6 protein-coding genes are annotated in these 6,558 nt (G+C 30.1%); 2 read left to right on the top strand and 4 right to left on the bottom strand.

Features of this window, described 5'->3' with window-relative positions:
• Positions 1-193, top strand: a 193-nt coding sequence (locus AB2369_RS10255) for a hypothetical protein (protein WP_367666386.1), incomplete at its 5' end; no start/stop codon positions are given.
• Between the two features lie 275 nt (positions 194-468).
• On the opposite strand, the gene AB2369_RS10250 is transcribed toward AB2369_RS10255, so the two are convergent.
• Complete coding sequence (locus AB2369_RS10250; RefSeq protein ID WP_367666385.1) at positions 469-2,076, bottom strand: polysaccharide biosynthesis C-terminal domain-containing protein; 1,608 nt, start codon at positions 2,074-2,076, stop codon at positions 469-471.
• A gap of 553 nt (positions 2,077-2,629) precedes the next feature.
• Between AB2369_RS10250 and AB2369_RS10245 the strand changes: the two genes are divergently transcribed.
• Entirely contained in the window at positions 2,630-2,776 is a 147-nt protein-coding gene (locus AB2369_RS10245) for a hypothetical protein (protein ID WP_367666384.1), read from the top strand.
• A gap of 48 nt (positions 2,777-2,824) precedes the next feature.
• Here the strand turns inward: AB2369_RS10245 and AB2369_RS10240 are convergent, their stop codons facing one another.
• From AB2369_RS10240 to AB2369_RS10230, 3 genes are all read right to left on the bottom strand, one after another.
• Positions 2,825-3,613, bottom strand: a complete 789-nt coding sequence (locus tag AB2369_RS10240; RefSeq protein WP_367666383.1) for a B12-binding domain-containing protein — start codon at positions 3,611-3,613, stop codon at positions 2,825-2,827.
• Positions 3,613-5,169 (bottom strand): lysine 5,6-aminomutase subunit alpha, encoded by a 1,557-nt coding sequence (locus AB2369_RS10235; protein ID WP_367666382.1) that lies wholly within the window; start codon positions 5,167-5,169, stop codon positions 3,613-3,615. Before AB2369_RS10235 ends, AB2369_RS10240 begins: the two co-directional genes overlap by 1 nt.
• Positions 5,170-5,171: 2 nt before the next feature.
• The coding region (locus AB2369_RS10230) for a hypothetical protein (RefSeq protein ID WP_367666381.1) at positions 5,172-6,558 on the bottom strand (1,387 nt) is incomplete at its 5' end.

Here is a 6,558-nt window from a genome sequence, read left to right as displayed (position 1 = left end):
GGCTAAATATAAGTCAACAATAGTTAAAAAAGTTTTAAAAGACTTTAATTTTGAATCAGTTAATGAATCAAGAGAATATGTTTTTAACAATTATACAGTAAGGTATATACAAATTAGTGATATAGAGGATGCGAAAGAATTGGCAAGTTACATTATAGAAGAATTAAATACCAAATTTAATAACTTTTATTAGGAAAGAGCATGTAAATTAATTGTTGATTTTAAGCTAAATGATTTAATAATTTATTTCCTAGTTTAAAGTAGGGATATAAGATAATTCATACGAAGTATTATCTTATATCCCTCTTTTTATATTTAAAGATATATAATTTAGTGATTTTTATATAAATACATTTAAGTTACTTAAATTATAGTTTTAAGTAAGGTTTATCAATAAATTAATTAGGGGATAAAAATATAAGAGTAAATTTAGTATTTAAAAGTTAAGATAATTAAAGAGCTTACAAGCTATTTAAGCCTTTTTCTAGCAAAAGAAGGTAACATCTTTGGAATCTTTGGAGAAAGATAATTTAAATCAGTCTTAGTTATTCCTCTAAATAAAACTAGGCTATAAACATATACAAATATACCTAGAATAATAGTTATAAATAGAAATAATAAGTTAGAAAATAAGCTCTCAGTTATAAGATTATTGTAAAAAACTCTATTTAATAAAATTAAAGCATATATAGTAGCGGACATAAGAATAGAGGATATTATAGGTTTTAAGCTATACCTAAATAGATTGATTTTAAAGTTTAGAACCTTATTTAAATATAGTAAGTTAAGTATCATAGGAATAAGATAACATAGTATATTTCCTATAACGGCACCCTTTATATTTATGTATGGTATGCTAACAAATACATAGTCACATACAATTCTAGTTAATATGCTAATCACTGAAGAGATAAACACAAATTTAAATTTGTTTAAGCACTGAAGTATAATATTCTGAATTTGAACTACAGACATAAATACCACAACTATGGCTCCTAGTTTTAAAAGTTCCCAACCTTGAGTTCTTCCAATAAATATTACTTTATAAATAGGTTCACTAAGTAGAAAAAGCCCAACAGCAGATGGTATAGCTATAATAAAGCATATCCTAAAAGCAAAGCTCATTTTTGAATTTAGGGACTTCATATCTTTTACTGCTATAGATCTAGATATTGATGGTACTACCACAGAACACAAAGAAGCTATAATTATAAGAGGAACACCAATTAATGTTTTATATTTACCCAGTAGAGCAAATAAGGTATTTGAGTCAAGGCTAAGAGAGTCAAGTATGCTTTTAACAAGAGACATATCTATCATATCTCCCCAATATTGCATAGAGAGAATAAAGGTTAAAGGTAGACTAAATTGTAATAGATTTTTTAATATGTATCTGTTGCTTAATTGAGGATTTTTAGAATCTAATTTAGGACCTTTTATGCGATTAAACTTATGTTTTTTGTATATAAATATAACATAAATGGTAGCTACTAATGTGCTTAGAGTTGTTCCTAAGGCTCCTCCGGCAGCACCAGCTTCAAGGCTATATTTAGATAATATATAAGTTAAAACTACACTAAAAACTACATTTATAATCTGTTCTAATATTTGGGATATAGCTATAGGAGTTACTAAATTTCTACCTTGAAAATACCCTCTATATGAAACAAGAACAGATGTAATAACGAGAGCTGGCATTAAAGCTATTAAGGCAAGAATTGAGCTTTCAGCAGATGTAATTCTTGCTATAGGATTTATAAAAACTAAGACTAGAACACAAATAATAGTGGATGAGAGTAAAAGTAAGGCTCTAGCCATCTTAAAGGTTTTTAAGGCAGCTTTATTATTTTCTAAGGCAATAAATTGAGATACTTGTCTACTTATTGCTGTTTGAATTCCTGAATTTGTAGATACATATATTGCAGTATATATAGTAGTTGCAGAGAAATACATACCATATCCACTCTCATGTATAATAAGATTAATTAAAGGTACAGAGAGTAGGGATAATATTTTGCACATTATTCCTGAGATAGATAGTATAGCAAATCCCTTTGAAGTTGATTGTGATTTCATAAGAATATCCTCCTAAGTGAAATAAACTACTTCTCTTCTTCAGATAAATTTCACCATTATATAACAAATTTACAACTAGATTATACCATAAGTTACTGTTTTTAGAAGTTAATTAATTATAAATTAAGGAAGTAGAGGTAGTATTATTCATAATTTTAATAGAGGGAATCTTCCTTCATATTATGTTCTTTCCATAATATGAAGGTTAGATGAGTTAATCTAAGGGCGTACCAACTGTAACACCCCAACCTTTTAAGAAGATTGGGGGTGTTAAGGCTTATAGCTATCAGATAAAATGGAACTAATATTATTTTAAATTACATAGAAAATATTACTATACGCCTTTATTAGAATAAAAATTAAGCTATATGAGAAATATAAATTGAAGCCTAATAAGAGTAAATCTTATTTTTTATTAGGGGTATATTACTATCTATGATATAAGATATCCTCATAACTTTTTAGTAATTAAAAATTAAGTTTATGATTTTTAGAGGAACTTCTTTAAGATATCTAATCATAGAAAAATATTAAACAAAGGGAGAGATATATTATGTCAAAGAACAAATTTTCTCAAACTGCAAAAAATCAAAGCATGATAGACAACTCAAATGATAGCGCAAATTCAAAGAATGGATTCAAAAGTAATGGAAATAGTGGGCTAGCAGAAAATGCAAAAAATACAAAAGGAAAAAAATAAAGGCTCATTATGAGCCTTTATTTTTTATAGGATATAAAAGTATATAGTTTATATTAAATTTCTATTTAGCATTTCAGTTACTGCAAAGGTAGCTACATCATCGGCATATTTGCCAGGACCAAAGCCAGCATCATATCCAAGCTCCTTTGATAGTTCATGAGTTATTCTAGGACCACCACAGATTAATATGACCTTATCTCTTAACCCTTCAGCTTCTAATAGCTCTACAAGTTCAGTTAAATTTTGAATATGAACATTCTTTTGAGTAACTGTTTGAGATACTAATAGTACGTCAGCTTTAAGATCTATGGCTTTCTTAATGAATTCATCATTAGGAACCTGACTACCTAGGTTATATGCATCAATCATTTCATATCTTTCAAGTCCATAATGACCAGCATAGCCTTTCATGTTCATAACTGCATCTATTCCTACAGTATGGGCATCAGTACCAGTACTTGCACCTACAATAACCACCTTACGTTTTATATTATCTCTAATATAGTCGTTAACTTCTTCCATAGACATAGTATCTACATCCACAGTTTCAACATGGATTGATTCATAATCTACAGTATAGTTTATGCTTCCATAAACTATATAGAAGGTAAAGTTTTTATCTAAGGCTTCATGATGAGCTACGTTAGGTTCTTGAAGTCCCATCTTTTTAGCTAATTGCTTTGCAGCTTCAGCTCCCTTATCATCATCAGTTACAGGGAGGGTAAAGCTTAATTGAACCTTACCATCATTTATGGTGTCACCATAAGGCATAAGATTTGTAAGGTCAAGAGTTTTGTCAAAATCTTTTTTAGAAGTAGAATATAATCCGCCACTCATTATTTTATCCCTCCTAACATTAAATCAATAAAAGGATTAAAGTAATCACGAGATTTTTCAGTAACACCAGAAAGTCCCTTACCACCATCTAATGGTCTCTTAACTCCACCAAAGATACCTTTTTCAAGTGTTTTAAATAAGCCTTCTTTTTCTATTTCCTTTAATAAGGTGGAAGCATTATTAACAACTTCATTAGCTCTTTGTTCCATGATACCACCATTTTTAAAGGTTATTTCAGAGCCTAAGTCTGCCATAGTGTTTGCTATGTATTTAGCATTTTCTATGGATAAGAATCTATCAGACATAAACGGAGTATGGATAGCTTCAGTAAGCATTCCAAGAAGGTGAATTCTTTGATTTGTAAGCACTGTGATTATATTAAATAGAGCATCTTGCACTTGACCTTTAAATATATTACCTGTCATAAATTTAGTAGGAGGCATATATTTTAATGGAGCTTTAGGGAAGATTTCTCTTGCCATTTGTGCTTGAGCAAGCTCATATAAGAATCCGTTTTTAACATCAGGATTTATTTCAAAGGCATGTCCAAGACCTTGTTGCTCTGATGGAAGTCCAGCAAGAAGAGCGAATTGCTCATTCATAAGCTGCGATGCAAGAACGGTATGAGCTTCTTCTATGGCATCAGCAGTGGTTAGATAGTTATCTTCACCAGTATTTATAACAACTCCAGCAAATCCATTTATTACCCTTGAGAAGAATTGGTCAACTATGGTTCTCTTCATATTTATATCTCTAAATAGTATTCCATAGAGAGCATCATTAAGCATAATATCAAGTCTTTCAACAGCTCCCATAGCAGCTATTTCAGGCATACATAATCCAGAACAGTAGTTACAAAGTCTTATATATCTTCCAAGCTCTTCACCTACATTATCAAGGGCTTCTCTCATAAGCTTAAAGTTTGCCTGAGTTGCAAAGGTTCCACCAAATCCTTCAGTGGTTTCTCCATAAGGTACATAGTCTAGAAGACTTTGACCAGTAGTTCTTATAACAGCTATTACGTCAGCTCCTTGCTTTGCAGCTGCCACAGCTTGGGTTATATCCTCATATATATTACCAGTTGCAACTATAACATATAGTAAAGGACCAGTTTTATCTCCATAGGTCTTTAAAAGATCATCTCTTTTAGCTCTATTATTTTTAATAGTTTCAACAGTAGCCTTTGCTATAGGCATTATAGTAGTTTTTATTTCAAATAAATCAGAAGAGTCTAAAGTAGTTAAATCAAGCTCTTCTCTGCCTATTTTTTCTGCAATTTCTTGAGGAGTAAGTCCTGTTTTAATCATAGCATTACCTATGAAATAAGCAGCTCCTAAGGATAGGGCATTATTTTTAACTAGATTATCTACAACTATGTTAGGTAGAGGAACCCCTACTTCATCTACCCCGTCTATTCCTAGTAATCGACAGACAGTTCTTTCAACTGCAACAGTTGTGTGCATATCAATAAATTTCTGGGTGTCTAAAGCTATGTTTCTTGCAGATTCTCTAGCTTCTTCAACCACCTTAAAATCAAGATTTAGTTTACTTTCCATATTTAATCCCCCTTTTCTAAGCTTTCATCATAAAACTTTTTAGAAATAGATATGATTTCATCATTAAGTCCAAGTAAAACACAAATGTTTAAAGCGTCCTTTGGTACGCTATTTTTATTTAAAACTTTTTCCAATCTATAATCCATATGCTCTTGTATGATTTCAACAGATCTAGTTTTATTTAAATCTATCTTTCTTTTTAAGGAATTGAAGTCAAGGTTCTTAAGACCAATAACTTCATAATGAACCATATTATCTCCAACTATATTGTCATAATGAGTAGAGATAATGCTTATAGAGTTAAGAGAGTTTAGGTATATACATAGTGATTTTACGAGGAATCCTCCTTCTTTAGGATTAGTTCCCCTAGCAAATTCATCTAAAGCTATAAGACCATTCCTATCTTTTGCATGATATAGTACTTGTTTTAATTTAATTATCTCAGCACCAAAGGTAGAAAGGCCTTTATGTACTGATTGAAGATCATCAGATATGAAATATATAAAATCCAAAATAGGAACTATTGCCTTGTCACAGAATAGGAAAAATCCCATTTGAAATAAAAGTACATTTAGTACTAAGGTTTTAAGGGAAATACTTTTTCCTCCCATGTTGGCTCCAGTTATTATGGTAGTTCCACTTTTAACTTCTATAGTTATTGGTACAAAAGACTTACCCTTTTCCTTTAATATGGCATTAACCTCTGGGTTTACTGAATTCTCAAGATAAATATTATAATCATCAGCTATGTTAGGTCTAGAACAATTAAATTGTAGTGCAAGCTTTGCTTTTGCCATAGTTAAGTCTAATTTTCCTAAGGATTTTATATTTATTTTAAAGTCATGAATATATTTTTTTATTTCAGAGGATAGATCCCTACGGATCTTAAGTTCCTCACTTTCCTCAAGTAGTACATACTTAAGTCTTTCTTCTTTTAATGAGAGGATTTCTTTCTCATCACAAGAAGAAAGAATCCTATTTTCAAGGGTTCTTTTGATTTCTCGTATTTCTTTTAATGAAGATGAGTATTTATCATAAATGTGGAAGGTAGGTATTCTCCTGCCTTCAGGATCTAGCAGATTTAATATGTTATCTAAAGATATAAAGGTAATGTTATCTAAACTTAGCTTTGAGTTTAATAAAGAAAAATTCTCTATAAGTTCACTTATTATTAAGGTGAAGTTTTTAATTTCAAATAGCTCTACATCATCTAGTATGGAGTTATTTTCACATCTTTTAATGGAATTACTTATATCTTTAACTCTGCAGAAGAGTCTTTCTATATTATTTATAAAATCATCCTCAGATTTATAGTTCATAACAACTTTTTCTATATTATTAAGCTCTACCATTAGCTTTTTCTTAGATTTAGTGGTAAAAGGCTTTAAG

The sequence above is a fragment of the Clostridium sp. genome (assembly GCF_040797585.1).
Classification (GTDB): domain Bacteria; phylum Bacillota; class Clostridia; order Clostridiales; family Clostridiaceae; genus Clostridium_Z.
Note: the sequence above shows the minus strand (reverse complement) of the source record. Positions and strands in the feature narration are given on the sequence as shown.

What these genes read in the sequence shown, in the direction of transcription:
- AB2369_RS10250 (WP_367666385.1), bottom strand. Translation starts at nt 2,076, where the DNA reads ATGAAATCACAATCAACTTCAAAGGGATTTGCTATACTATCTATCTCA.
- AB2369_RS10245 (WP_367666384.1), top strand. Translation starts at nt 2,630, where the DNA reads ATGTCAAAGAACAAATTTTCTCAAACTGCAAAAAATCAAAGCATGATA.
- AB2369_RS10240 (WP_367666383.1), bottom strand. Translation starts at nt 3,613, where the DNA reads ATGAGTGGCGGATTATATTCTACTTCTAAAAAAGATTTTGACAAAACT.
- AB2369_RS10235 (WP_367666382.1), bottom strand. Translation starts at nt 5,169, where the DNA reads ATGGAAAGTAAACTAAATCTTGATTTTAAGGTGGTTGAAGAAGCTAGA.